The following is a 26,849-nucleotide window of genomic DNA, read 5'->3' as shown; positions in this document are numbered from 1 at the left end:
AAAACGAGCGGGATTTTCGCGCGACACGCCCGAAATAATCGGTTCGACGGCTCAGCGGCGGCGCTCGGCCATCTCGACCACGTTTTCCAGCAACATGGCCCGGGTCATCGGTCCCACTCCCCCCCGGATTCGGCGTATAGGCCGAAGCCTTCTCGTAACAGGCTTTGTCGATATCGCCCCTGACGCGGTAACGGCCGGCCTCCTCGTCGAATACGCGGGAGACGCCGACATCGACAAGCACCGCACCTTCCTTGATATCATTCGGTTTGACGAACGCCGCGGAACCCATCGCAGCCACAATCACGTCAGCACGCCGCATATGGTCACGCACATCCCTGGTGCCGGTATGGCACAGCGTAACCGTGGCATTGACCTCCTTACGCGTGAGCATCAGGCCGATGGTGCGGCCGATGGTGATGCCACGGCCGAGCACGCATACCTCCTTGCCGTTCAGATCGACGTCATAGGCTCCGAGCAGTTCGATGACGCCACGGGGCGTGCACGGCAGCGGCGTCACGATCTCACCCCGGGGGTGCAGCACCAATTCGCCCAGATTATAAGGATGCATGCCATCCGCGTCCTTCTTCGGATCGATCAGGTCGATGACGGCGTTCTCGTCAATGCCCTTCGGCAGCGGCAGCTGCACGATGTAGCCTGTGCAGGCGGGATCGGCGTTCAGTTCCTTCACCGCCGCCGCAATCTGCTCGAAGGTGGCATCCTCAGGCAATTCACGCTTGATGGAATTCACGCCGATCTCAGCGCAGTCGGCATGCTTTCCGGCAACGTATTTGACCGAGCCGGGGTCGGAACCGACCAGAATGGTCCCCAATCCCGGTTCGACACCCTTGCTCTTCAATGCGGAGACCCTCTGCGCAAGATCCTCCTTGATGCGTGCGGATACCACCCTGCCATCGATTTTCATTGCCATACAGGTTCTCCCCTCGTGTAGATGATCTTGGCCTATTGGCATTTGCACGTATCGTAGGCTATCTTGGTTTCAGTCGGAAGTCGTGCGCACGTTCGTGAGACGAACACGACCGGGATGATTTTAGGAAGAAGGCATTCCAGCATGCGTCTGCATCAGCGTTCCCTCCTACGCGCCATTGCCACCGGTATCGTCACATGCATGGTATTCGGCGCCACCGCCTGTTTCGGTCATGGCTCGGCGGACGATCAACCGACCTCTTCGTCTTCGACGACCGCACAGACCTCCCCCATCACCGTGGTCGCCTCGGTCAACCAGTGGGGCTCTCTGGCGGAGCAAATCGGCGGAACCCATGTGAAGGTGACCTCCATTCTGGGATCAACCTCCGTGGACGCCCATGATTTCGAGCCCAAGACCGCGGACATCGCCATCCTCCAGAAGGCGCAGGTCGTCGTCTCCAATGGGGCCGGTTACGATACCTGGGCCACGAAGAACCTGACGAAAGGCAGCGTCAGCGTATCCGCGGCGCAAATGGTCGGAGCCATGGAGGGCGACAACCCTCATCTGTGGTTCTCCAACGATGCGCGCAACGCCATGGCCAAGGAACTGGCCGACACCTACAGCCGCATCATGCCGGCACGGAAAAAGTATTTCGCCGACAGGCTCTCCGCATGGAACAAGCGCGAAAGCAAGGTCGAGAAGGCGATGAAGTCCTTCAGCAACAAGCATAAAGGCGCCACGTATGCGGCCACCGAAGCGGTTGCATACTATCTGATGAGCGATATGGGCTTTGATGACAAGACCCCTGAAGGGTATGCGCAATCGGCCGCCTCCGACGGGGAACCGGCGCCGGCCGATCTGCAGGCCTTCCAGGAGCTGTTGGAGAAGCATCAGGTGGATCTGCTGGTCAATAATGTTCAGGAGGCCAGCGATGCCACGAATCTGCTGACCGGCACCGCGCAGAAGTCCGACGTTCCGGTATTCGATGTCACGGAACAGATGCCGGCCGATCAGTCGAACCTGACTTCCTGGATCCTGTCGCTGGTCACGTCCCTGACGGAAATGATGACGACGAACGGCGCCGAAGACGATTCCTCCGAAAACGAGACGGCATCGCCGGGCGAATCGTCCGATTCGGCCTCGCCATCCGAAGACGCAACGGAAGAGCCACAGCCGGATCCCGGCAAATAGCACCACATGCACGTCTCACGGAAGGACTCCCGCCGTCGTACGAGGGTCCTTCATCTTATTGAGAATGGTTGTCAACACTGTTTGTCATGATACGACAGGAACGACATCATAAAAGGAGCTTTTCATGCATGATGGCAACGGCTCTACCGACGGCCAGGAACCACAGGCCGCGATCGTATTCAAGGACGCCTGCGTCAAGCGCGGCGGGCATGTGATCTGGCGGCACGGCACATTCAGCATCCCCAGCGGCTCGGTCACCGCCATCGTGGGCACCAACGGCGCGGGCAAGACCACGATGATGAAGGCCGAACTCGGCCTGATCGATACCGCGGAAGGTAGCATCACGGTGCTTGGCAAGCCCGCCGGTGCCATGAATCAGCATATCGGCTACGTACCGCAGAGCTACGCCGTCGACATCGAATCGAATCTCACTGCCGAGCAATCGGTGCTGCTTGGTTTGACCGGCACCCGTTTCGGCATTCGCCCCGTCACACGCGCCCAGCGGGAGAAGACCCGCAAGGCCATGGAATTCGTGGGCCTTCTCGATAAGGCCTCATACCGGCTGTCCGAATTGTCGGGCGGATTGCGCCAACGTGCGGCCATCGCCCAGGCGTTGGTAAGCGATCCGCAACTGCTGATGCTCGACGAACCGCTCGCCAACCTCGATCTGGCCAGCCAGCGGGCCACCGTGCATGTACTCGCCAAACTCAATCGAGAACTCGGCATGACCATTCAGGTGGTGGCGCATGACCTCAACATGTTGCTTCCGATTCTTACCGGTGCCGTGTATCTGCTCGATGGCCATCCGCATTACGCACGCATGAACGAGGTATTGGACTCTGAGCTGCTCACCCACCTATACGGCACCACCGTACAGGTGGTCACCACGCCGCAGGGAGACATGTTCGTAACGCCCAGCGATGATGAACCCGAGAATATTTTCGTTGACGCGCATGACCCTCAAGAGGTCGCACGATTCCACCAGCACATCGAAAAGGGGCAGCACGCATGAGCCACATCGCATTCACATTCGACCCGGATTGGATGTCGACACTGACCGCACCGTTCATGGCCAACGCATTTCTTGCCGGGTTGTGCATCGCCCTGGCCGCAGGTGTGATGGGCTATTTCACCATCGCACGCCATTCCACATTCGCCTCGCATGCCTTGGCCCATATCGGATTGCCCGGAGCCACCGGCGCGATACTGATCGGCCTGCCGGTCTCCGTCGGCATGGGCGTGTTCGCTCTTGGCGGAGCGTTGGTGATCGGCGCACTTGGCAAGAAGGCCTCGCAGCGTGAAATCGCCACCGGCACCGTGCTGGCTTTCGCCACCGGCATGGGTCTGTTTTTCGCCCGACTGTCGAGTTCGGCCTCACAGCAGATGCAGTCGATTCTGTTCGGGTCGATTCTAACCATCACCACCGGCCAGATCATCGGCTTCGCCATCTTCGACATCGTGCTGCTGGCTGTGCTGGCGCTTATCTACCGCCCACTGCTGTTCAGCTCGCTGGACGAGCAGGTGGCACAGGCCAAGGGCGTACCCGTCGGTCTGATGAACATCGCATTCATGGCGATCATGGCCGGCGTGATCACCATCGCCGTACCCGCCGTAGGCACATTGCTGATTTTCGCACTGGTCATCACTCCGGCGGCGACCGCGAACATCATCGCCGGCTCGCCGTTCAAGGCGATGGTCATCGCCAGTGTGATCTGCCTGATCTCCATCTGGGGAGGTCTGGTACTGTCCGCAATGTTCCCGGCCCCTCCAAGTTTCATCATCGTGACCATCTCCACACTGTTCTGGGCCATCGCCAAGGCCGTGGGTGCGCAGACCAGGAGATAACGGCTATTCCAACGGTTCAACGAGGGCGTTGGCAATGGCGGCGATGCCCTCCCCCGAGCCGGTGAACCCCATGCCGTCCGTAGTGGTGGCCGTCACCGACACCTCGCAGCCGATTGCCGCGGACAGTGCCGTTTCCGCCTCACTACGGCGTGCGCCGATCTTCGGACGATTGGCGATGATCACCACACTGGCGCTTATTGGCCGCATACCGTGGTTCTTCAGATGATCGACGGTGGCCTGCAACATTTCCGCACCGTGCCTTCCGGCACCATCGGAATCCGCCCCCACACCGAACAGCGTGCCGATATCACCAAGGTGCGCGGCGGCCAGCAACGCGTCGATCAGCGCATGTGCGGCGACATCGCCATCGGAATCACCCGCTATGCCGTCGCCATCCCAATGCAAACAGGCAAGCCATAGCGGCCTGCCTGCCTTGAGATCAGCGAATCGATGGGCATCAAAACCCTGACCGATGCGCATCAAAGAACCTTACTTCTTCTTGGATTTCTTGCCTTCGGCCTCGATACGGGCCAAGGTATCCATCGCGGCCTCCTGCGGGGCCTCGGTATGATGCCGGTCATCACCCGGCTGCGGAGCCTCGTACCCCAGATTCACGTCAAGCAGACGTTGGGCCTCTCCCTCCTCGAGGTGCTCGGACAGCGAAATCTCGGAGGTGAGAATGCTGCGGGCTTTCGTGAGCATGCGCTTCTCGCCGGCGGACAGACCATGTTCGTCCACATCGCGCTGGGCCAGATCACGCACCACTTCGGCGATCTTGTTGACATCACCGGTGGCGATCTTCTCGACATTCAGCTTGTAGCGACGGGACCAGTTCATTTCCTTTTCGATGATCGGGGTACGCAGGATCTCAAAGACCTTCGCCACCTCGTTGGCGTCGACGATGTCTCGCACACCGACCTTCTTGGCGTTGTCCACCGGAACATTGATGACCAGACCGTCGGACGACAATACCGACAACTGCAGGTATTCACGGGTAACCCCCTTGACCGTCCGCTCGGTTATGGCCTCCACCTTCGCAGCGCCGTGACGTGGATAGACGACCATGTCGCCGACCTTGTAACCCATGAATCCTCCGTGAAAATCTTACACAAAACCCGAATTATTGTGCCACCCGGTATGGACTTGTCCAAAAAACAGCGAAAAAAATGAAAATAAAGCACGACACGAAGCCAATTTCCGACCAATCATGCTTACACTTTTGCCATGGTTACAGAATCCAAGATCAAAGAAGATGTCGTTGCCGTTCCTGTTGCTCAGGGCGACCTGGATGCAGTAAGCAACGGTACGTTTTACAATCCGCACGAGGTGCTCGGTGGGCATCTCGGGTCAGACGGGCGCGAGGATATCGTCACGATCCGCGTGTTGCGTCCACTGGCGAAATCCGTGACGATCATCACACAGAGCGGCGACGCCGAGGCGGTGCATGAATTCAACGGCGTATTCACGGCACTCATCAAGGCGGTCCGGACCGATGACGGTTACGGCGTGCCGGACTACCGCATTTGCACCGAATACGAAGACGGCACCGTGGTGGTATCGGACGACCCGTACCGTTATCTACCCACCATCGGCGATATGGACATGTACCTGTTCGGAGAAGGTCGCCACGAACGACTGTGGGAGGCCCTCGGAGCCCATGTGTTGCGCTACGACGACCCCATGGGCTCCTCCGACGGCACGCCTGGTGAGCAGGTGGTCGGCACCGCGTTCACCGTATGGGCCCCGAACGCACATGCCGTGCGCGTGGTCGGCGATTTCAACGGATGGAACGGCCGCACGCACGCCATGCGTGAATTGGGATCCTCAGGTGTCTGGGAGCTGTTCGTGCCGGGCGTCGGCGATGGCGAGATCTACAAGTATGAGATCCTCAATGCCAACAACGAATGGACGATGAAGGCCGATCCGATGGAACGCTCGCATGAGATTCCGCCGCGCACCGGTTCCATCGTGGTCGATTCCGAGCATGAATGGCATGATGAGTCGTGGATGGCCAAGCGTGCCGTCACCGATCCGCATAACGGTCCGGTCAGCATCTATGAGGTGCATGCGGGCAGTTGGCGCAGCGATGTGCACAACTATCGCGAATTGGCCGACAAGCTCGTACCGTATGTGGCCAAGGAGGGCTTCACCCATGTGGAGTTCATGCCGTTGGCGGAACATCCGTTCTCCGGCTCCTGGGGCTATCAGGTCACGGGCTACTACGCGGTCGATTCCAGGCTTGGCGGACCGGACGACTTCAAGTATCTGGTCGACAGGTTCCATGAGGCCGGCATCGGCGTGATCATGGATTGGGTTCCGGCCCACTTCCCGAAGGATGCGTTCGCACTGGGACGTTTCGACGGCACCCCGCTGTATGAGGATCCCGATCCAATGCGCGGAGAACACCCTGACTGGGGCACCTATGTGTTCAACTTCGGACGCCGCGAAGTGCGTAACTTCCTGGTTGCCAACGCCTGCTTCTGGCTGGATGAGTATCATGTCGACGCGCTGCGCGTGGACGCGGTCTCCTCGATGCTGTACCTCGACTACAGCCGCGAACCGGGCCAGTGGCATCCGAACATCTACGGCGGCCGTGAGAACCTTGAGGCCATCGACTTCCTCAAGGAGGCCAACGCCACCGCGTACAAGAACAATCCCGGCATCATGATGATAGCCGAGGAGTCCACCGCATACCCGGGCATCACTGCCCCGACCGATGCCGGCGGCCTCGGTTTCGGCCTCAAGTGGAATATGGGATGGATGCACGACACCCTGCAGTATCTGCATGAGGAACCGATCAACCGCAAATGGCACCACAACGAGATCACCTTCTCCATGGTCTATGCGTATTCCGAGCATTATGTGCTGCCCATCAGCCATGACGAGGTCGTATACGGCAAGGGCTCGGTATTCGGCAAGATGCCGGGCAATGACTGGCAGCGCTATGCCGGCGTGCGCGCCCTGTTCGCCTATCAGTGGGCCCATCCGGGCAAGAACCTGTCCTTCATGGGCAACGAGGTGGCCCAATACGGGGAATGGGACCATGACGGCTCCGTGGATTGGGATGCGCTCAACTGGCCGGACCATCGCGGCGTGCAGAGGCTTGTTGCCGATCTCAACGCCCTGTATAAGGAATCGCCGGCGTTGTGGAGCCAGGACTTCGATCCGGCGGGCTTCCAGTGGCTCACCAGCGATGATGCCGACCACAATACGTTAAGCTTTGTGCGAATCGGCAAGGATGGCGAACAGATGGTCATCGTCGTGAACTTCTCGGGCGAGGCTTGGCAGGATTACCAGGTACCGCTCACCAAGGGCGGCAAGTGGACCGAAGTGCTGACCACCGACGACAAGATCTACGGCGGCTCCGACATCCATAACGGCACGTTCGAAGCGGTCGAAGGAGAGTATCATTCACGCGATTGGTCCGCCAAAATCACCGTTCCGGCTCTCGGCGCAGTATTCTTGAAGCCAGAACACTGAGAAAGGCGAACCGCTATGCTCAACACATCAGCACGACTCTCGACTACCCCACGTACCGTTCTGGTGGTCGAGGATGAACCAACGTTGGCCACTGCCATCGCGCAGCGCATCACCGCGGAAGGTTGGACGGCCCGTGTGGCCTCCGACGGTGCGAGCGCCGTACAGGCCGCCGCGCAGCTACGTCCGGATCTGGTGATCATGGACATCATGCTTCCGGTGATGGACGGTCTCGAAGCGACCAAGCGCATTGTGGCGGAACGTCCGGTTCCCGTGCTGATTCTGACGGCACGAGACGACGAGGCCGACAAGGTCATCGGTCTCGGGGCCGGGGCCGATGACTATATGACCAAGCCGTTCTCCATGCGAGAGCTCATCGCACGCTGCAAGGCGCTGCTCCGCCGCGTGGACCGTGCCAAGGTCATCGCGAAGAACTCCGAAAACGAAAAGATCCTCGATTTCGGCTCGCTGGTCATCGACCCCGCGCAACGCATCGTCACCGTCAACGGCGAGCAGGTTCATCTGACCCCCACGGAGTTCGACCTGTTGGCCACGTTGGCCCGCAAGCCGAAGTCCGTGCTCACCCGTGAGAAACTGCTCGAGGAGGTGTGGGACTGGGTGGACGCCTCCGGTACCCGCACCGTGGATTCGCATGTTAAGGCGCTCCGTCACAAACTGGGTTCGCAGACCATCCGCACCGTACATGGCGTCGGCTATGCATTCGAGCCGCCGGAGCAGTAGTATGCGGTAGTATGCATACTTCCAATTCGAATAAGGGGCGTTCGGTCAATCCTTTGGAGACCGAACGCCCCATTGGTTTGTTGTCCTCGCTGAAGGTCGAACTCAGCGTATTGATCGTCATCGCGACGGCCATCGCGTTCATCATGGCCTGGTTCCTGCTCAAGGTGGGCCTAAGCATATGGATCGCCATGCCGATCACGCTTGCCGTGGCTCTGGGCATCACCTACTTCTTCTCCCGAGGACTCACCTCCCCCCTGCGTCAGATGCGGGACGCGGCCGAAGCCATGGCCGACGGCGACTATACCGTGCGTGTGCATGTCGATTCGAACAGCCGAGATGAAGTGGGCCAGCTGGCCATCTCCTTCAACGAAATGGCCGAGGAACTGCAGCATGCCGATCAGATGCGCCGCGACATGGTGGCGAACGTCAGCCATGAACTGCGCACTCCGGTTTCAGCCTTGCAGGCCATGGTCGAGAATATGGCAGACGGCGTGGTCGAACCGACGCCAGCCAATCTGGAAAGCATCCTGAACCAAACGCATCGCTTATCGGATCTCATCGCGTTCCTGCTGGACCTGTCCCGTATGGAGGCCGGGGCGGCCAGCCTGCAGATCGAGAGGTTCAATTTCCATGATTTCATCGACGAGACCGTGGAGCCATTGGAGATAGCGGATGCCGGCCATGCGCACGACATCGAGATGCATGTGCCCGCCGACATCGAGATGGAAGGTGACCAGGACCGCCTGCGTCAACTGTTCACCAACATCATCGCCAATGCGCTCAAGCATTCCGCCGACAACACCACCGTGCTCATCGAGGCGCATGAAAATCAGGATTTCGGCACCATCGTGACCAACGTGGTCAACTTCGGCTCGCAGATCCCGCAGGAGGCGCGATCCGATATTTTCCGCCGCTTCGTCAAGGGCAAGACCGGCCCCGGCACCGAATCGGGCGGCACCGGGCTGGGATTGTCGATCGCCCGGTGGGCGGCGCAGTTGCATGGCGGTACCGTGCGTGTGGTCGACGATCAGCGTGGAGCCGATTTTGAGATCACCCTACCGAAATATCACACCGCCGATGACGAATGACCTTCTTCCCGTGCCGGCCTACCGGCCGGCGTATAGGCCAACGCCAGCACGGTGACCACCGTCGCGCCGGCCTGCTGCAGGGCTTCGACGCAGCGGCGCATCGTGGTACCGGAAGTGATGATGTCGTCGACCAGCACGACGGGCACGCCACGTAGGTCTATTCCGGGTCGAACGACAACATGGCCCCTCAATCGCCGGGAACGCTGGGCGACGCCTCGCATCTGCACCGACCTGCGTTTCACTCCCCTGCTTTCCAAGGCGTTGCAGACCTTCGCCGAAAGGCGTGCCCGCCGCAATTCTCTCGCCAAACGCCCTGCGAGCTGCATCATGTGCCTGCGTCCACGTTGACGTACGGATTGCCGGGATGACGGTGCCGGAACGATCAGAACGGGCTTATCATACGACATCCCGTCATGGAGCGTATCAAACAGTCCGCAGGAATGCGCAAGATCATACAACATCTCGCAAAACGGCCCGTCGCATTCCTCATCGCCATGGTCCTTCCATGACAGAATCGCATGACGGGCGGCGCCTCGATACCAGCCGCAGGCAAACCAGCGACCCATCGCGACGGCCGGCAGAGGACGCTCCACCTGCTGATGGAACAGCCTTCGGCAATTCATGCACAGCACGGCATCCGGGCGATCGCAGCCCGCACAGCCCCTTGGGAACAGCAGATCGACGATCATCGCCGACATTCGCGCCACCGCCCCCATACGATCACCCGACCTGAGCGCGAAGGCATTCGATGATGTCGTCACACAGCATCACGGTATCGGCCGGGCCGGTGACACGGACGGCCCGCGTTCCCGCCACTGCTGCCGGGTAATCATTGCCATCAGGATCCATACGGTCCCCTACGAAAATGATCTGATGCACATCGATGTCGAGTATCCGCGCCAACTCACGTACCGCGAACGATTTGTCAATGCCTCGCGCGGAGATGTCGACGCTGGTCGAACCTCCCGAACGTACCGCCAGATGCGGCAGATCGTCAGCCACCGCCTGTGCAAGACGGTTTTTCTTCTCGTTGGTGGGATCCCACGCCTCCTTGGCCTCCACGGGCGCATTCTGCCCGAGTGCGGAGAAGGTGATCTGGCTGCCGCGGTCCTCGATGCGTTCACCCCACGGGGCGTCGGACCAAATACCTTGCGCCTTGGCGTTGCGCTCCAACGATTCAATGGCTTTGGCACGATCCTCGTCGCTGAGGTCACGGGCGAATACCTGTTCCCAATCCCTACCGTCCCAACGGTAATAACGGGTGCCACTGGTCGGCATCAGATGCAGATGGAAACGATTGGCACCGGCGGTCAGACAATCGGTGATCTGGCTGGTCACCAAGGCGTATTTTCCGCCCGAAACCACAGCCACGGGAATCAGGGTGGTGAGGAGCGAGAAACGCTCGGCCATATCGTCTTTCATGGGTTTTTTCGAACGGGCCAGCGTGTTGTCGAGATCGAAGGCGACCACGCGGGCGCCGGAACACAAAGCATCGACATCCACGTCGTTCCACATCGGTACTGAAACCACCGCCATGTATGCCTTTCCTTCCCACGCTGGACCAATGTCATTATGGTAGCGCACGACACGACCCCCACCTTGCTATGGTGGAGGCTATGCATCAACTGCCTTGGGAGTCTACAGTGTACCGCAACCGTCATGGAAGGGGCATTCGCACGCCTATGTTCGGTACGCGCCTGCCTCGTTACCGCACCAGAAGCGGCATGTTCGACGATATGGTGGTGGCGCAGATTCGACGGCTCAATGGCGCATGGCCGGAATTGGTGGCTCCCGTGCAGTTCGCCGTGGAGGACGTACCACCGTCCGATCCCGCACCATGGGAGGCAGTGCCCCACTTCGGATCCCAGTGTTTCCCCGCCGATCATGGCATGCCGTCTCGCATCGTGCTCTACCGCATGCCGCTGCAGTCCCATGCAAGAAGCCGCATGGATCTGCAGTTCGCCATACGCGACGAAGTGGTTTCGCGTCTGGCCGAACTTTACGGACGCCGACCTGAGGAGATCGATCCCGACTGGGGCATGTAGGCCGTCAGCGTACGACGGTCATGTCGGCGTTGGCCCGAATCTGCTCCTTCGTCTCTTTCAGGTCGACCGGGGAGATGATGGACAGACCAGCCATTTTGGCCTTTGCCACGTCTTCCTGTCCGATTCGTCCGTTCCACACCATGGCTCCGCCGTCATCATCCAGGCTTGCGGCCGCCACGGCGCCATCGATGTCCGCAAGGTCCAGCATCGTGGCCGCACCGGCCTTAAGGGTGATTGTGCGTTCGTCAATCCGTTTGCCGTCCGCGTCATAGCAACGAAGCACGGCTGATGCCTCCTGATCGGAGGTATTCATGACGCCCAGTTTTGCCGAGGCCTGATCGGGGATCGCCAGAGCCGAGACATGCGACGGGCCGGTCGCGTTCACCAATGCGAAATCGGCCTGCCCATCGTTACCGTCGTCTTCGACCTTCGCGGAAGCGGAAACCGGCTGGCTGGCGTCGATGATAAGGCCCGTCGCCCCCTTGGGCACGCCGCCCAGGTCAATCACCGATGCCCGGTTGCCTTCGATGGTCTGCCGATGCGCCTGCTTGAGCCCTTTGCCGTCCATCCAGGAAACCGTAAGATCGGCGGTTTGGTGGGCAAACATATACAGACTTACCGTGTCGCCTTCGCTCAGCGCGCCGAAGGCCAGTCGCTTCGATGCGGTGTTGTTCGCGGCCGCATAATCGGATCCCTTGGATGTCAGACCATCCATGGCGATGCTGCGGATGATCGCCGCAATCGGCGTTTCAGCACTGGATACCGTAACGTATAGCGCATCCTGTTTGGAGGCCGCGGCCGCGAGGTTCATCACCGTCTCGCCATTCGCCGCCACGGTGAGCGTGGATCCTGTGGATAGGGCCAATGCGCCTGAGCTATCGGTGCCCCACACCTTGACCGTCAGCGAGGTGGCCTTGGCGGAAGGATTCGCCACTACCAGTTGCTGGGTCATGCCCGTCTGGGTGCCGGTCACCAGAAACGATTGTTCCAATGCCGGCGACATGCAGGAGGCGGCGGAAACACCTTTCAGGTCACCGTCCGTGGCCCACGACATCACCGACGAGACGGCTCCGGTACCGTCGTTGGAAGTCAGCAGACGGGTATCCTGCAGCTTGGCTCCATCATCGACGTTGCCGGAAGCCACGAAGATCTCGTCATCATCATCCGCGTCCTGTTTGTTCAGCGTCGTTGCGGACGACGTGTCATCCGAGCCCAGCGTAAGCGCCGACGAACGGAACACCGATCCGAACGCCGTATATCGCACGGAGGAGGCGACGTTGCCGTTGGATGCCTGGTATTCGCTGTCGCCATAAGCCTCGGTATCGGCTATGGTCATGCGGGCCGGGCAATAGGTCTCCAGCTGTGTCGGGCTTACGGTATGGGAGACCGACGAGCGGGAGACCGCGGATGAATCGGCTTTCAGCCAGGAGGGGCGGTAGACCAGCGACACGACCACCAATGCGACGATGATCAATGTCGACACCGTTGCGAGCACCACTCGCATGGCCACGCCTGCACGGGTACGAGAATGACGGCTCATGCTGCCTCCTGATTGCGATGACGAATACGGGGCGCGGCCACCAGACAGTACAACACGATGATGATGCCCATGCACCACAGCCATGCGGAACGCCATGGACTGCTCGCGGCCGTTCTCGATCCCGAGTCGTTGATATGTTGTTTGGCCGAATCCTGAAGGGTAAGGCGGTAATAGGTGCCCTGCTCGGAACTCACCACGCTTTGTGTACCGTCGGATGCGCTGATATTCGAGCTGAGTTGGTCAGCAGACTCCTTCTGGGCGGCGTTGGCATCGTCACGAACCACATAGATGCCGCCGAAGCCCAGCTTACTCAGATCGGCGATGGCATCGGCGTCGGCGTTCGAAAGCAAATGCGCACTGTCTTTGGCGATGCGTGTACTGGCGTCATCGACACGGCCCGCAACCATTTCGACACGTTGGGCCGGAGAGCTGTCGATCAGATCGCCGGATTGGGTACGCATCACGGTATAGCTGACGTGATTGGCGCTATCGGCGCGCAAGGCGAGCACCCGGTGATCCGAACGTTGCTCAAGGTAATCCGCCGCCACCATGGGCAGGCCCGAACGGCTCGTATGCACCTGGCCGCGATCATGCCCGAACCAGTCGAAACCCATGCAGGTCACCACCGTGGCAAGCAGCAGGCATACCAAGGCGATACGCGCCGCATGAACCAAGGTCGGCAGTACACGAGGATGCGTCTCGAGCTGCACCGCGCCGCTCGTTGACTGGCGTAGCGAGACGAAACGCTGCACTGCACCTCCGGCGACCAGGCAGACGCAGGACAGCACGCCCATCATCATGAAGGAGACACCGGGCAATACCGAGCCGGCCACGACGCCATCGGCATCCACCGCCACCGCCACCGCGGCGGAAAGCAACGCCGTCACGAATCCGGACAGCGACACCACCCACATCATGCGCGAAACACGCAAGGCGAAGGGAAGGAACAATGAGACCACGGACAGAAGCACAAGTACGGCCAGCATCATCAGCATCAGCGTTCCCCAGATGCCCATCGGCATCGAGACGATGCCGAACGCGCGGGAAAGCACATCAGACAGATTGAGTATCGCGGGAGAACCGTCATGCGTGGAATTCGGGAGCATTACGCTGCCAAAGATCTGTCGCCATGCGCCATCGGAGGCGAAACGTACCGCATTCACCAAGGTCGGGGCACACACGAAAGCGGCGGGCAACGGAATCAACAGCAGTGCCGGTCGGTGGCTGCGTACCAGTATCAGGAACAGCAGGAACGACACCATCAACGGCAGCAACAATTGCGGTTCTGCGGCAACCACCGGAATGAAGCATAATGCGGCGATCGCCGCGGCCTGCACCGAGTGGTGGGGCCGTTTCGGCTCCTCCGTACGGTACATGCCCACCGCACGGAACGAAAAGGCAAAGGCCGCAGGCAGAAACACCATCACCGTCATCATCGCGACATCGGCATCGCGGTAGAGGCCCAACGCCACCGCAAGGGCGAACCAGGCCAACGAAGTCACGGAACGCACCGTATCGGAACGGGTGAAGATGCCGGCCAAGGCCCAGAACGACAGCACGCACAACGGGGCGGACAGGAAGAACACCACGGCGACGGCCGCCGCGACGTGACCGGCGGTCAATGCCGACACACACATCAGTACCAACAGCCAGGGGGCGCTCGGAGCGCTGATACCGGTGCCGGAGGCGTAGGCCCATGATGTGGTCGCCGCTTCGACCAATTGCGTGAACTTCGCCGATGTGGGCAGCAGAGTATTGGAGTACATGACAGCCCCGGAGCACACTTCGCGCAATACATTCCAATACAGCACGGCAATCCATGCGAATGCGACGACCGCGGCGCTCAGGGCGAAGGTCCAGCGGCGAACGAGCCTTCCGCGCAGGTGCTCCTTGGCAAGGGGGCCAAGCACCACGACGTCACGCTGGTCAAGGAACGCCTGACGACGGTCGCGCCACCGCGCAATCTGCTGACGGGTCACCTGCAACGTGGACAACGACTTCATCGGAACCCTGCTTTGCCTGCGCACCCTGCTTCGCGCGCGTAGCGCCGAAGGCAGACGCCACAGCGTTCTCCATGGCAGCGCCAGCGTGCAACACGCCTCATATGGCTGCTTGCGGGTCAGACATAGTAGCGCAAGCCACAGCGACTGCACAATGGACCACAGCCACAGCAACGGCCACCAGGAACGATGCCGATCCGTATAGGAATACCGGGTCTTGGACACAGCCACAGCCATATAGGGATCGACGCGATTCCCATCATCCAACGGCTGACCGCCCTTGGTCCGCACACCTTCGAATCGTGCCCTCCTATGGGCGATCTGGGCTTGGGGAACCACCACCACACGGCCGCCGCCGAGGCATATGCGTCGGCAGAAGTCGATGGATTCCCCGTATGTGGTGAACCATGGGTCAATGCCTTCGGTGGAATGCAACGTGGACAACGGCACCAAGGCACCGGCCAGATCGACGGCGAACACGTCCTGTCTACCGTCATATTGTTCCTGGTCGGGTTCTCCGTCCACCACCAAGGATGCGACACCGTGATTGCCGGCATACAGGCCGACGTCATGCAGCGTCTCGCCCTGCCAATCGAGTTGCTTGGCGCCGAGCAGCGATGCCGTGGGCGTGTTGCGCCAGGCGTCCAGCAATGATTCCAGGCAGTGCTCATCGGCGGGCCGGGAATCGTCGTGCAACAGCCACAGGGCACGGACCGATGGATCAAGGTCGATCTGCCTGATGCCGCGCATAACGGCATTCGAGAAGGAAGTCGCGCCCTTGACGCCGAGCAGCACCACCCGAACGGTCTTGCCCTCCGGCATTTCGATGATCGGTCCCGCCGGGGAGGGAATGACCTCGAAGGACATCTGCATGGGTTGCATGACCCCGCCGGTACAGTCCACCACCACGATGGTGCCCGGCAGCATCCGCTGCGACAGCACCGCATTGAAGGTGGCCGGGAAGAAACGCAAATCCTCCTCCACCGTCATCACCGCGGCGACGGATGCATCGACATCCTGGCGATGAGAGTATGGTCTGCCGTTCAGCAGGCTGGTCACGGTCTCTTGAATATCGCTGCTGGCAATGGAACTCATAGTTTAAGTGTACGCATGCGGAGCGCGGCGCGTCACGCCCGCTCCCTGTGCTCTTTCTTGTATCGACGACGTTCACGTTCGCTCATGCCGCCCCAGATGCCGAACCGTTCATCATGGTCGATGGCCCATTTGAGGCATTGTTCACGAACCTCACATTGCGCGCATACCCGCTTGGCGTCTCTGGTTGAACCGCCTTTTTCAGGGAAAAAAGCCTCCGGATCGGTTTGCGAGCATAACGCCTTGTGCTGCCATGACACATCATCGTCCTGCTTGAACAGCCCCCATAGTTCAGCAAGCGGATTTTCGGAGGAATCGCCGACAACGCCCCACATGCGTCCCTCCTTTATCTATAATGTGCACATTCTGCAACGTCATAGATTACACACATGCAATTTGCTTTTGTCAAATTTCATGACGTGTCAATACCTCCACTTTCAGCGGAATGTGGTACACCCTTCGCATCAACCCATGCGGATAAGGTGATTTGCCGTAGAATCGGTGAATCTCATGTGATGGTCCTATAATCACATGCTTTAGTAGTGTTATATGTTTTCAGGGTGCGTCGAGCGCTCGACGCGAGTACTTCAAGATCAGGAAGGCGATACCGTGACCTCTTCTCCTGCCGGCAACAAGCTTCCTAACATCAATGGCCTGCGCGATTCCAATCCGAGGCACAGTCTCGGGTACCGCGTGCAGCATCGGGCAAGAACCGTGATTGCCTCGGTCGTCGTGGCCATGCTGGTGTTTGCGGGAACCGCGGCCGCCGCAACGTGGCTGGACGTGGACAGCGTCGTTCAGCATCAGAAGGTGAATGTGATCGGACAGGGATCGGTGTCGGACGAACCGACCATCATCGACCCGAATTCCGGCAAGCCGATCGAGATCCTGCTGCTTGGGCAGGACTCGCGTGACGGCGAGGGCAACCAGGCCATCGGCGGCGACATGACAGGCAACCATCAGGCCGACACCGCCATGGTGCTGCAGATTTCCGCCGACCGCTCGTCCATCAATCTGGTGTCCATTCCTCGCGACTCCCTGGTCGACGTTCCGCAATGCACGACTTCCAAAGGCACCATCCCCGCGCAATATGGCGTGATGTTCAACTCGATCTTCGCCGGCGCCTACCAGACCGGTGGCGATCTGGCCTCCGCGGCCAGCTGCACACTGAATGCCGTGAACAGTCTGACCGGTCTTAACATCCAGAATTTCATCGTCGTCGATTTCGCCGGTCTGGTGAAGATGATCGATGCGGTCGGCGGCGTCGACATCTGCGTGCCCCAGGACATCGATGATCCCTACTCCACCCTGCAACTGTCCAAGGGCATGCAGCATCTCGACGGCACGCAGGCCACACAGTACGCCCGTACCCGCTACACCTTGGGAGACGGTTCGGATACGGCCCGTACCACACGCCAGCAGTATCTGATCAAACAGCTGATGAGCGAGGCCCTGAGCAAGAACCTGTTCACGGACACGGCACAGCTGTACCAGTTGGCGAAATCCGCGCTGGAATCCCTGAACATCTCCGAGGGCATGGCCGACACCGCCGCACTGGTCGGTCTGGCCATGAGCCTGAAGAACTTCAGCATGTCGCATCTGTATACGCAGACCGTTCCGGTGGTCGCCGCACCATCCGATCCGAACCGATCCGTCTGGGCCGATAACGCCGACGAAGTATGGGCCAAGATGCGTGAAGGCAAGACGCTTTTCGAATCGACCGAGACCGACACGTCCGCATCCGATAGCGATTCGACGACGGACGGCGGCTCCACCGACTCCCAAGGCACCGATGGGAATTCCAGCGAGCAGACGCAATCCACCGAGACTCCCGATGCGACGACCGGTCTTATCACCAGAGCCGACGGCACTCTGATCGACCCGAACACCGGCGGTACCGTCGACCCGGAGGACGGCTCGATCCACGATGCGACCACCGGCCAATACATCGGCATCGCGGACCGCTATCTGAATGCCACGGTATGTGCCGTTCCGGCAAAGAACTAGACCGTTGACGACTCTTCTCGGTTTCACTCGGTGTAAATGAGTGTAGGGACGAATCGTACTGGAGGAACCATGACCGAAGAAACCGGCGGCGCAAACCCGCACGGGGCACCGCCAAGCTTCATTCCGTCCGCAGGACGCCGAAAGTCGACGTCACCGTCACGAAAGGCATCGGCCCAGAGCGCGGATCAGCAGATTCCCAGCTTCTCCCCCACCGCGAAGCCGGCGCATTCCGGCACCAACGCATCCGAAGCTCCACGCAGCTTTCAGCCGGCCGCGACCCGCTCCTCCGATGCCCCACGTCGCACCGCACCTTCGACCCGCAGTGCCCAAGCACATGACGACCGGGCATATGCGAATCAGGCCCCCGCCTCGTTCGCTCCGTCAAACGCACGAGCAAGCCAGCCTCGTGGAACGACCCGACTCAGTGGGTCCTCCTCCGTCTCGAGCCTGCGGGGACCCTCCGCAAACAGACCATCGGCGGCGACAAAAACCATGCCGCGCAGACGTCATCATCCTGGTCGCATAATCCTCACGGTCCTATTGGTGCTGATCATGGCGCTCGGCCTATCCGTCTTTTCCGCCTGGAACTGGGTGGATGGGCAGCTCAACAAGAAATCCTGGCTGACAAGCAAGGCCGATACGGCCGGGGAAAGCTGGCTGATCCTCGGCTCCGACGAACGAGACGGTACCACCGGTGACACCGGAGAGGTCACTGGCTTCCGTACCGATACGATTCTGGTGTTGACCAAACCCGCATCCGGCTCTTCGTCGTTGATTTCCATTCCGCGTGATTCCCTGGTGGAAATCGACCAGCAGTATATGAAGATCAATGCCGTCGCACAGCTGTACAGCGGCAAACAACTGGTCAACGAGGTCGAGGACATCACCGGTCAGAAAATCAACCATGTCGCGCTGATCCAGTTCGGGGGCCTGGTCAAGGTCGTGGACGCGCTTGGTGGGGTTGAACTGTGCTATGACCAGGATGTGGACGATCCATATTCAAGCCTGAACTGGACGGCTGGCTGCCATACCGCGGACGGCAACACTGCCTTGGCGTTCTCCCGCATGCGCTATGCCGATGCGCAAGGCGATTTCGGCCGCGCGGCACGGCAACGACAGGTCATCAACGCCATCGTCAAAAAGGCCTCGTCACGGCAGACCCTGATGAACTTCTCCAAGGCCAAGACGGTGGCCCAGGCCGCCCTGAATTCCGTGACGGTGGATGAGAAGGCCTCCACCGCTTCCCTGCTACGCATGGCTTTGGCGTTCAAAAGCGCCTCCGGGGACAAGGGCATTTCGGGAAGCGTGTATTGGACGGATCCCGATTATTACGTCGATGGCGTCGGTTCAAGCGTGCTGCTTGATGAACAGAAGAACCTTGATCTGTTCTCGCAGCTCGCAACGGGCAAGCACGCTTCCGGCACCGTGGGAACGCTGGCCGAACAGAACTGACGACACGCCAAAGGATGTGGATAACCCATGTCCTCCGACCACAACCCTCGGTTCGACTTGCATCTCTTTTATGGCGATGCCCAGACTGCTGCCATGAAAGACTCTCATGCATCCCGACTCGACGACGACAGGCTCATGCTGCTGAGCTGGTCGGCTCCTGTGCTGGCACAGTTCGTCATGCTGATCATCATGTGCACGCAACGTCACTGGATGTATGTGCTCATGCTTGCCCCGGGGCTGCTCGGCGGCGCACTGTCGTTGGCCGTGATGGCGATGCGGTCGAAGCGTGCCCGTCGGAAGGCACTGCGGGAGGATTCCGATACTTCCGGCGGCCAGCTGGCATCCTCCGTCACAGGGCCGCCAAACCGTACATCGTCAGAGCTCCCGCGAATCCCATGCATCGATTTCGAACGGCTGCATCGTCTTGATGATGATCCACTGACATGGCGCGGCATAGTACGTCGATGGCTCGAATCGAGTCCTTCCGATTGCGACATCGGCATGACTTCGCATGCGCCATTCGCGGTCGATCTGGTTCATGCGGGGCCGCACGCCATGGTGGCCGGCACCACCGGGTCGGGAAAGTCGGTCCTGCTCATCAGTTGGTGCATGGCATTGGCCATACGATACAGCCCGGAGGCATTGCACTTCGTCTTTCTCGACTTCAAAGGCGGATCAACCTTCAATGCGTTGGAGCATCTGCCCCATACCGTCGGCAACGTATGCGATCTTGACCTATCGCATGCCATACGTGCCTTGAATGCCATCGAGCAGGAGCTGATCCGGCGTGAGTCGCTGGTCAGCGCGGAACGAGTATCGCAACTCAGCCAACTCAGACATCCCCCGGCACGGCTTGTGGTCGTCATCGATGAATTCCACGCCCTTCGTGACCGATTGCCCGACTATATGCAACGACTCAACCGGCTTGCCTCGTTGGGGCGGTCGCTCGGCATGCATCTGATCGTCTGTACCCAGAACCCCATGGGGCAGGTACATTCCGACATGAAGGCCAACATCTCACTGAACATCTGCCTGCGGGTCACCGACCAGATGCAATCCCACGAGTTGATCGGCACCGACTCCGCCGCTGACATCAGTCCGTCCATGCCGGGAGGCGCCTATTGCCATGATGGCCAACGGGTCATAGGATTTCGCTGCAGTGCCGTGCGCCATGTCGAAGCGTTGGTCGATGCGGTCGGCACCGCCGCACGCTTCCATGGATGCACGCCCCAACGACCTCTCTTTTCAGCGCCGCTCGCCAAACGTGTGGCCTTGCCGGATCTGCGGATGCCCGTCGACGGTTCACGGCACGACATACCGTTCGCACTGGCGGACAACGGTGTCATCGTCGAACCGATCGCCCTGGATATCGACCACGGCAATATCGCCGTCATTGGCGCGTATGGCCGTGGCAAGACGAATCTTTTGCTGCACTGCGCATCGCAGTCGTATCTGAATGGCGTAGGCACGGTACGGTTCACGCATAAAATGCGGAATGTCTACCATACCAGCGAGGAAAGCCATAACGCCCGGCACAGGCGTGACACATTCGCTCCCGATGGCCGCAGACGTCTCGTCTGGTTCGTGGACGATGCCGATGACCTGCTCGACCCATTCCGTATCGACAATGCGGCCAACGACCTGCGTGGCGCGTTGGCCAACCCCGATGTCACCGTGATCTGCGCGGTGGAAAAGGCGAATCCCCTGCTCGCGGACCGATGCCCCACCCGCATCGTGTTCCCGACCGGTGATCGGGCCAATGATCTGATGGCGGGTATTCCCGGACCGATGCTGGACGGATTCAAACCCGACGATTATACGCTCGCCGGTCGCGCGGTGTTCATACGCCAGGCGTCAGCATGTCTTATACAGTGTGTGGAACTTGGGGATTATGCGGGACCGAATGTTTCTTTTTAGCAAGGACTCTTGAAAAGTCGTGTGATTCGTGGTTATCTGAGTATCGGACTTACAGTGCCCAACAAGGCAGGAGGAAGGCGAATACATGAGCAGTGCTTTTGACTGGCGAGCCAAGGCCGCATGCCGCGATAAGGATCCGGAACTGTTTTTCCCGGTCGGCAACACCGGCGCCGCCTATCAGCAAATCGAAGAGGCCAAGGCCGTTTGCCGTACCTGCAAGGTGATTGATGCGTGCTTGAAGTGCGCTCTCGATACCAATCAGGACTATGGCGTTTGGGGAGGCCTGAGCGAAGATGAGCGCCGCGCCCTGAAGCGCCGCGCCATGCGGGCACGCCGCTCCCAAGCCATGCAGATGCAGGTCTGAGCAGCCATCGGCCCATATCGACGGCAATAGAGGGACCGGTCGGATTCACCATCATGAATCCGACCGGTCCCTCGTTTTTCCCATGTTGATATGGGGTCAGTCCTGGGCCGCACGCAGCTTCATATCCAGCACCACTCGGGTGCCTCCGCCGCGACGCGGTTCCCAACGTACGGTACCGCCAAAATCATTGGTGACGAAGGTGTTGATGATCTGCGTGCCCAATCCCGATCCGGAGGAGCGTGCCATACCATCATGCTCCTCGTTGGCCAGGCCCGTGCCGTCATCCTCGACCACAACATTGAGATTGTTGCCGCCCCGACCCACGGAAATCGTAATGCGGCCTTCCTTGCGCCCCTCGAAGCCATGTTCCACGGAGTTGGTGATCAATTCCGTGAGCACCAACGATAACGGCGTGGCATCCTGCGCCGGCATCATGCCGAACTTACCGATGAAGTCGATGTTGATATGCTGGTCGCGCATGGTGGCCAGATCGACGCTCATCTTCAACAGACTGGAGATGACCTTGTCGTAGTCGACAATCTCGTCCGCAGTCTGGCTTAGTCCCTCATGGACCATGGCGATGGTCTGCACGCGGCGTTGAGCCTCCTTCAGCTCCTTCTTGACCTCCTCGGATTTGGTTTTACGCGCCTGCAATCTGAGCAGTGCGGAGACCGCCTGCAGGTTGTTCTTCACGCGATGATGGATTTCGGAGATGGTCGCATCCTTGGTCTGCAACTCCTTCTCACGGCGACGCAACTCGGTGACGTCACGGCATAGCACGATGCCGCCGCACCTGCCATTGGTGTCCATCAACGGCAATGAGCGCATCGAGACCGCCGACTTGTTGGCATCCAGTTCGGAATCGACCGCAGCCTTGCCGCTCAGGACCAGCGGCAGCGTCTCCAGCACCGGATCATTCTCATGCAGCAGCCTGGTGCCGATTTCGCTCAGGTACTCCCCCTGCATCGTACTGACCGAACCGAGTCTGCGGAAGCAGCTGATGGCATTCGGAGAGGCGTAACGCACGATGCCGTCAACGGTCAGTACGATGAAGCCATCGGATACGCGGGCGTTATGCCGCTGGTTCATAATCGGGTTGCGGTACGGGAACTGGCCGCGCGGAATCATCTCATACAGCTGCTTGCCTGCACCGATGCTTTCGGATTCATATCGGCCGTTCGATTCGCGCGTCGCCATATTGGTTTCCCGAACCACCAGACCAAGCGTCTTGCCGTTGTGCCGCACGGGCGCATACACGTTGCAGACCGTGGAGTTGCCGACATTACGAAGCACAGTGGAGCGGAACACCGTTTCGGAACGCATGGCGGCGTCGAGTTCGCCGGTCATATCCGCAGACACCTCGTCGCCGACCACATCGTCGGCTCTCAGGCTCATCACCGTGGATGGGCGGCATTGCTCGGCTATGATGTATCTACCCTCGCCGTTCTGCAGGATCAGCAGCAGATCGGCAAAGCTCAGGTCGGCGATCACCTGCCAGTCAGCCACCAGATGATGCAGCCATTCACGATCTTCGTCATCGAAATCCGGTCGAGTCGTCAGAATATGTGAGAAATCAGCCATACACCCCATCATACGCAACGCACACGAGGATACGCGCGATATGGCTGGCCGCTTATTGCGAGGGCATCGCTTGACTTATCCATAGGTTACGGTAACGTAGGTTACGGTTCCGTAACATATAGTGGAGGCACGCGATGGCGAAACCCACCGAAGCAGAGATAGAGGCAAAACGCGCCGTAATCAGCGAAGCGAGAGAACAGGCATTGCAGGCCAAGGCGGATGTGATCCGTGTCAAGGCACGCAATCATGCCGAGAACATCCGGCGCAAAGCCGATGAAAGGGCCAAGCTGGTAATCGCCAAGGGCGAGGCGCATGCGGCAAAGATAGAGGGCATCGTACCTGCGGAGATCGAGCGCAAGATCCGCCTGGACGTGCACGGCCGCCCCAAGCCCATGCTGCGTGGCTGGATCCATGCCGTCGCCGCCCCTCTATCGTTGGCGGCCGGCATCGTGCTGATTTGCCTGGCGCACGGAACGGGCCTGAAATGGGCGTGCGCGGTGTTCATGACCTGCTCGTTGGTGTTATTCGGCAACTCCGCCTGCTACCATCTGGGAGACTGGTCACCGCAGGTCACCGACGTGCTGCGCCGCATCGACCATATGAACATCTTTCTGCTGATCGCGGGAACCTACACCCCTGTTTCATTCGCGCTCAGCCCGTTCTGGCGTGACTCCATCATTATCGGCATGTGGACATGCACCATCGTGGCACTGGTCATCCATGTGATCTGGATCAGCGCACCACGTTGGCTGTATGTAATCGTCTACATCGTGTTCGGCGTTTCCGGCGTGGCCTTCATGGGCCTGTTCTGGATCTCTCCATACGCCGGCCCTGCGGTGGTGGTGCTGCTCGCCACCGGCGGCGCCTGCTACATTGCCGGAGCCATCGTCTATGGCCTGAGAAAGCCCGACCCATGGCCGAGGGTATTCGGATTCCATGAGATCTTCCATCTGGGTACCGTGGCCGGATACGCCTGCCACATGGTGGCAATATACATGGTGATCGTACAGCTATGGCCGGCAGCGATATAGCCGATTACGGATACGGAAAACGGGTTCCGTCGAATGCTTCTTCGGCGGAACCCGTTTTCCGTACGTCACGGCATGATGGCCGGTCAGACGAGCGGCTTGGCCTCCTTGATGGTCACGGAGATCTCACGGCCGTTCGGAGCCGTATACGACACGGTGTCGCCGGCATGGGCGCCATTGATGGCCGCACCGATCGGCGATTCCGGACTGATGATGTCATAGTCGGTGGCGATGGAAAGGTCACGGGTTCCCAGCACATAGACCAATTCACGGCCGTTGAGATCAAGCGTCACCACGGAACCATCACCGACCTCACCCTCCTTGGGCGCGACCAGGATCTTCGCGTTACGCAGTTTGACGGTCAGCTCGTCGATACGGCCCTGATTCACACGCTGGGCCTCACGAGCGGCCTGATAGCCGCCATTCTCGCTCAGATCACCCTCGGCACGGGCTGCGGAGACCTTGGAAAGAATCTCGTCACGATATTCGCCCTCGCGCCAGGCGAGCTCTTCTTTCATCTTGTCATAGGCTTCCTGCGTAAGCAGCAGCGTCTTTTCTTCGGCCATGTTGTGTGTCCTCCTTGACCTTGGAAGAATGGTACCCGACGCTCAGCGGGTGGAAATGATGTCGATCACGAACACCAGGGTGTCGTCACCGCCGATACCGGCCTGCGGAACGCCACGGGAACCGTAACCGTACTCCGGCGGAATGGAGACCATAAGGCGGGAACCGACATTATGCCCCGGAACGGTCTGATCCCAGCCCTTGATGACCTGGCCCACGCCAATGCCGAAGCTGGCCGGCTGATGGCGGTCGAAGCTGGAATCGAACGGGGTGTCCTTGCCCCAGACCACACCGTGATAGTTCACGGTGACGGTATCGCCGCGGCGGACCATCGGACCGTTGCCTTCGAACAACTCCACGACCTTCAGTCCGGACGGAGCGGCCTCGGACGGGAACTCAAACGTCGGACGATCGCCGAATTCGCCCGTTGCGACAGGCATTTCAGATGCCATGATGAACCTCCTTGAAAAGCACAATGCCACCTAGATTAGCACTATTCCAAGCTAGCATTCAACGACGTTGACCGCCAGGCCACCCTTCGACGTCTCCTTGTACTTGGCCATCATGTCCTCACCGGTGTCCTTCATGGTCTTGATGGCCTGGTCAAGGCTGACGATGTGCGTGCCATCCCCCAGCATGGCCATGCGCACCGCATTGATGGCGGTGTTGGCCGCCATGGCATTGCGCTCGATGCAGGGAATCTGCACCAGCCCGCCGACCGGATCGCAGGTCAGTCCCAGATTATGTTCGATGCCGATTTCGGCGGCGTTCTCGACCTGCCGCGGAGTGCCTCCCATCACGGCGCACAGTCCCGCTGCCGCCATGGAACAGGCCGTCCCGACCTCACCCTGGCATCCGACCTCGGCCCCAGAGATCGAGGCGTTGCGTTTGAACAGATAGCCGACCGCTCCTGCGGTAAGCAGAAAGGCGATCACGCCATCTTCATTGGCATAATCGACGAAATGCCAGTAGTAGTGCAACACGGCGGGTATGACGCCAGCCGCGCCATTGGTGGGGGCCGTCACGATTCTGCCACCGCCTGCATTCTCCTCCGACACCGCCAATGCGAACAAGTTGACCCATGCCGCATCGGACGACTCGAGTACGGCGTCGGCACGGCGGTGGTCGCTTCCGAGCACGTCACTGTTGGACGCGAGTCTGGCATACATCTTCGGTGCCCTGCGTAATACCTCAAGACCTCCGGGGAGCACCGTCTCCGTAGTGTTGCAGCCATGCTGCACGCATCGACGCATCACACGCCATACATTGTCCAACTCGCTGCGCACCTGCACCGCGGAACGCATGGCCGTCTCGTTGGCCCATACGATGTCGGCGATGCTCATATGATGTTCATCGCACAGTGCGATCAACTCGTCACAAGTCGTGAAAGGATACGGCACCGCGGTGGCATCGATGGAGGAATCGCCGTCCTGATCCGAAAAGGCGCTTCCCACCGGCGGCCGATCGTGAATGCCGATCATCGGATCCTCCACGGATCCCTGACGGACGAATCCCCCTCCGATGGAATACCAGACCTGTTCCCCGATCAGATTGTCATATGGGTCGAAAGCCTGGAACCGCATGCCATTGGGATGAGCCGCCATCCGGTGCCATACGTCCAACACCACATCATGCGCATAGTCGAACGGGATGCGATGCGTGCCGTTCAGCATCAGTTCACCCGAACGCTCGCATTCCTGACGAATGGTGTTTACGTGATCGGTATCGACGCTTTGCGGCACGTTGCCTTCCAGCCCGGCCACCGCGGCCCTGTCGGTACCATGCCCCAATCCGGTAAGCGCCAGGGAACCATATAGCACGGTCCGCACGCGATTCACCCGTTCAAGCGAGCCGTCACGTTCCAGCGAGGCCACGAACCGACGAGCCGCGACCATGGGTCCGACGGTATGGGAGGAACTTGGACCGACACCGATCTTGAACATTTCAAGAATGCTGAACACGGACACCCTGCCTTCCTGGACGGACGCCGTA

General features: G+C 59.9%; 23 protein-coding genes and 1 pseudogene. 12 read left to right on the top strand and 12 right to left on the bottom strand.

The genetic code is table 11. The annotated features are described in order from the left end of the window. Window positions 1–51: 51 nt before the first annotated feature. Window positions 52–928: pseudogene (locus BMOU_RS04180) on the bottom strand (bifunctional methylenetetrahydrofolate dehydrogenase/methenyltetrahydrofolate cyclohydrolase). Window positions 929–1,069: 141 nt separating this feature from the next. Between BMOU_RS04180 and BMOU_RS04175 the strand changes: the two are divergent. From BMOU_RS04175 to BMOU_RS04165, 3 genes are all read left to right on the top strand, one after another. Beyond that, complete coding sequence (locus BMOU_RS04175) at window positions 1,070–2,116, top strand: metal ABC transporter solute-binding protein, Zn/Mn family (RefSeq protein WP_034875189.1); 1,047 nt, start codon at window positions 1,070–1,072, stop codon at window positions 2,114–2,116. 124 nt (window positions 2,117–2,240) lie between these two features. After that, entirely contained in the window at window positions 2,241–3,128 is an 888-nt protein-coding gene (locus BMOU_RS04170; protein WP_034875187.1) for an ABC transporter ATP-binding protein, read from the top strand. Next, the gene (locus BMOU_RS04165) at window positions 3,125–3,961 is read left to right on the top strand and encodes a metal ABC transporter permease (RefSeq protein ID WP_034875185.1); all 837 of its coding nucleotides are present in this window, start codon (window positions 3,125–3,127) and stop codon (window positions 3,959–3,961) included. The genes BMOU_RS04170 and BMOU_RS04165 overlap by 4 nt, the downstream gene beginning before the upstream one ends. A gap of 3 nt (window positions 3,962–3,964) precedes the next feature. Here the strand turns inward: BMOU_RS04165 and ispF are convergent, their stop codons facing one another. After that, window positions 3,965–4,441 carry a 2-C-methyl-D-erythritol 2,4-cyclodiphosphate synthase gene (ispF, locus tag BMOU_RS04160; RefSeq protein ID WP_034875183.1) on the bottom strand — a complete coding sequence of 159 codons (477 nt, stop codon included), beginning with the start codon at window positions 4,439–4,441 and terminating at the stop codon, window positions 3,965–3,967. Window positions 4,442–4,450: 9 nt separating this feature from the next. Further along, entirely contained in the window at window positions 4,451–5,047 is a 597-nt protein-coding gene (locus BMOU_RS04155; protein ID WP_034875181.1) for a CarD family transcriptional regulator, read from the bottom strand. Between the two features lie 138 nt (window positions 5,048–5,185). On the opposite strand from BMOU_RS04155, the gene glgB reads away from it, so the two are divergent. From glgB to BMOU_RS04140, 3 genes are read left to right on the top strand one after another with little or no spacing between them, the layout of a single operon-like run. Beyond that, complete coding sequence (gene glgB / locus BMOU_RS04150; protein ID WP_034875179.1) at window positions 5,186–7,441, top strand: 1,4-alpha-glucan branching protein GlgB; 2,256 nt, start codon at window positions 5,186–5,188, stop codon at window positions 7,439–7,441. A gap of 15 nt (window positions 7,442–7,456) precedes the next feature. After that, window positions 7,457–8,179 carry a response regulator transcription factor gene (locus BMOU_RS04145; protein WP_034875177.1) on the top strand — a complete coding sequence of 241 codons (723 nt, stop codon included), beginning with the start codon at window positions 7,457–7,459 and terminating at the stop codon, window positions 8,177–8,179. Window positions 8,180–8,190: 11 nt separating this feature from the next. Continuing rightward, entirely contained in the window at window positions 8,191–9,267 is a 1,077-nt protein-coding gene (locus BMOU_RS04140; protein WP_034875175.1) for a sensor histidine kinase, read from the top strand. Here the strand turns inward: BMOU_RS04140 and BMOU_RS04135 are convergent. Next, complete coding sequence (locus BMOU_RS04135; RefSeq protein WP_137648182.1) at window positions 9,246–9,965, bottom strand: ComF family protein; 720 nt, start codon at window positions 9,963–9,965, stop codon at window positions 9,246–9,248. The two genes, BMOU_RS04140 and BMOU_RS04135, sit on opposite strands and share 22 nt — an antisense overlap. Before the next feature lie 22 nt (window positions 9,966–9,987). After that, window positions 9,988–10,803 carry an HAD-IIB family hydrolase gene (locus BMOU_RS04130; RefSeq protein ID WP_034875173.1) on the bottom strand — a complete coding sequence of 272 codons (816 nt, stop codon included), beginning with the start codon at window positions 10,801–10,803 and terminating at the stop codon, window positions 9,988–9,990. 80 nt (window positions 10,804–10,883) lie between these two features. Here BMOU_RS04130 and BMOU_RS04125 point away from each other — a divergent pair, with 80 nt between their 5' ends. Beyond that, the gene (locus tag BMOU_RS04125) at window positions 10,884–11,312 is read left to right on the top strand and encodes a metallopeptidase family protein (protein WP_081738490.1); all 429 of its coding nucleotides are present in this window, start codon (window positions 10,884–10,886) and stop codon (window positions 11,310–11,312) included. Window positions 11,313–11,316: 4 nt separating this feature from the next. On the opposite strand, the gene BMOU_RS04120 is transcribed toward BMOU_RS04125, so the two are convergent. The 3 genes from BMOU_RS04120 to BMOU_RS04110 are packed head-to-tail and all read right to left on the bottom strand — an operon-like array spanning window position 11,317 to window position 16,279. Further along, the gene (locus BMOU_RS04120; RefSeq protein WP_034875172.1) at window positions 11,317–12,852 is read right to left on the bottom strand and encodes a DUF5719 family protein; all 1,536 of its coding nucleotides are present in this window, start codon (window positions 12,850–12,852) and stop codon (window positions 11,317–11,319) included. Further along, window positions 12,849–15,947: a glycosyltransferase family 2 protein gene (locus BMOU_RS04115; protein ID WP_034875171.1), complete on the bottom strand. Its 3,099-nt coding sequence runs from the start codon at window positions 15,945–15,947 to the stop codon at window positions 12,849–12,851. The genes BMOU_RS04120 and BMOU_RS04115 overlap by 4 nt, the downstream gene beginning before the upstream one ends. Window positions 15,948–15,979: 32 nt before the next feature. Continuing rightward, a complete protein-coding gene (locus BMOU_RS04110; protein WP_034875170.1) occupies window positions 15,980–16,279 on the bottom strand; it encodes a WhiB family transcriptional regulator in 300 nt (99 codons plus the stop codon). Window positions 16,280–16,553: 274 nt separating this feature from the next. Between BMOU_RS04110 and BMOU_RS04105 the strand changes: the two genes are divergently transcribed. The 4 genes from BMOU_RS04105 (at window position 16,554) to BMOU_RS04090 (ending at window position 21,684) form a co-directional block, all read left to right on the top strand. Continuing rightward, window positions 16,554–17,951 carry an LCP family protein gene (locus BMOU_RS04105; RefSeq protein ID WP_443090090.1) on the top strand — a complete coding sequence of 466 codons (1,398 nt, stop codon included), beginning with the start codon at window positions 16,554–16,556 and terminating at the stop codon, window positions 17,949–17,951. A gap of 69 nt (window positions 17,952–18,020) precedes the next feature. Then, complete coding sequence (locus BMOU_RS04100) at window positions 18,021–19,403, top strand: LCP family protein (RefSeq protein WP_171001960.1); 1,383 nt, start codon at window positions 18,021–18,023, stop codon at window positions 19,401–19,403. 93 nt (window positions 19,404–19,496) lie between these two features. Further along, entirely contained in the window at window positions 19,497–21,320 is a 1,824-nt protein-coding gene (locus tag BMOU_RS04095) for an FtsK/SpoIIIE domain-containing protein (RefSeq protein ID WP_034875690.1), read from the top strand. Between the two features lie 85 nt (window positions 21,321–21,405). Continuing rightward, a complete protein-coding gene (locus tag BMOU_RS04090) occupies window positions 21,406–21,684 on the top strand; it encodes a WhiB family transcriptional regulator (RefSeq protein WP_003809589.1) in 279 nt (92 codons plus the stop codon). Window positions 21,685–21,780: 96 nt separating this feature from the next. On the opposite strand, the gene BMOU_RS04085 is transcribed toward BMOU_RS04090, so the two are convergent. Continuing rightward, window positions 21,781–23,265, bottom strand: coding sequence for a sensor histidine kinase (locus BMOU_RS04085; RefSeq protein WP_034875164.1), 1,485 nt, complete (start codon window positions 23,263–23,265; stop codon window positions 21,781–21,783). 134 nt (window positions 23,266–23,399) lie between these two features. On the opposite strand from BMOU_RS04085, the gene trhA reads away from it, so the two are divergent. After that, entirely contained in the window at window positions 23,400–24,296 is an 897-nt protein-coding gene (gene trhA, locus BMOU_RS04080; RefSeq protein WP_034875161.1) for a PAQR family membrane homeostasis protein TrhA, read from the top strand. Window positions 24,297–24,379: 83 nt separating this feature from the next. Here trhA and BMOU_RS04075 read toward each other — a convergent pair whose 3' ends face one another. Genes BMOU_RS04075 through BMOU_RS04065 form a run of 3 tightly spaced genes read right to left on the bottom strand, consistent with a single transcriptional unit; the run spans window position 24,380 to window position 26,818 of the window. Then, window positions 24,380–24,859, bottom strand: a complete 480-nt coding sequence (locus tag BMOU_RS04075) for a GreA/GreB family elongation factor (RefSeq protein ID WP_034875160.1) — start codon at window positions 24,857–24,859, stop codon at window positions 24,380–24,382. A gap of 42 nt (window positions 24,860–24,901) precedes the next feature. Beyond that, window positions 24,902–25,309 (bottom strand): FKBP-type peptidyl-prolyl cis-trans isomerase, encoded by a 408-nt coding sequence (locus BMOU_RS04070; protein WP_034875159.1) that lies wholly within the window; start codon window positions 25,307–25,309, stop codon window positions 24,902–24,904. A 51-nt stretch (window positions 25,310–25,360) separates the two neighbouring features. After that, complete coding sequence (locus BMOU_RS04065; RefSeq protein WP_034875688.1) at window positions 25,361–26,818, bottom strand: L-serine ammonia-lyase; 1,458 nt, start codon at window positions 26,816–26,818, stop codon at window positions 25,361–25,363. Between the last annotated feature and the right edge of the window lie 31 nt (window positions 26,819–26,849).

This window comes from Bifidobacterium moukalabense DSM 27321 (assembly GCF_000522505.1).
Classification (GTDB): Bacteria; Actinomycetota; Actinomycetes; order Actinomycetales; family Bifidobacteriaceae; genus Bifidobacterium; species Bifidobacterium moukalabense.
The sequence above is the reverse complement of the archived record's forward strand: the minus strand, read 5'-3'. Positions and strand labels throughout refer to the sequence as shown.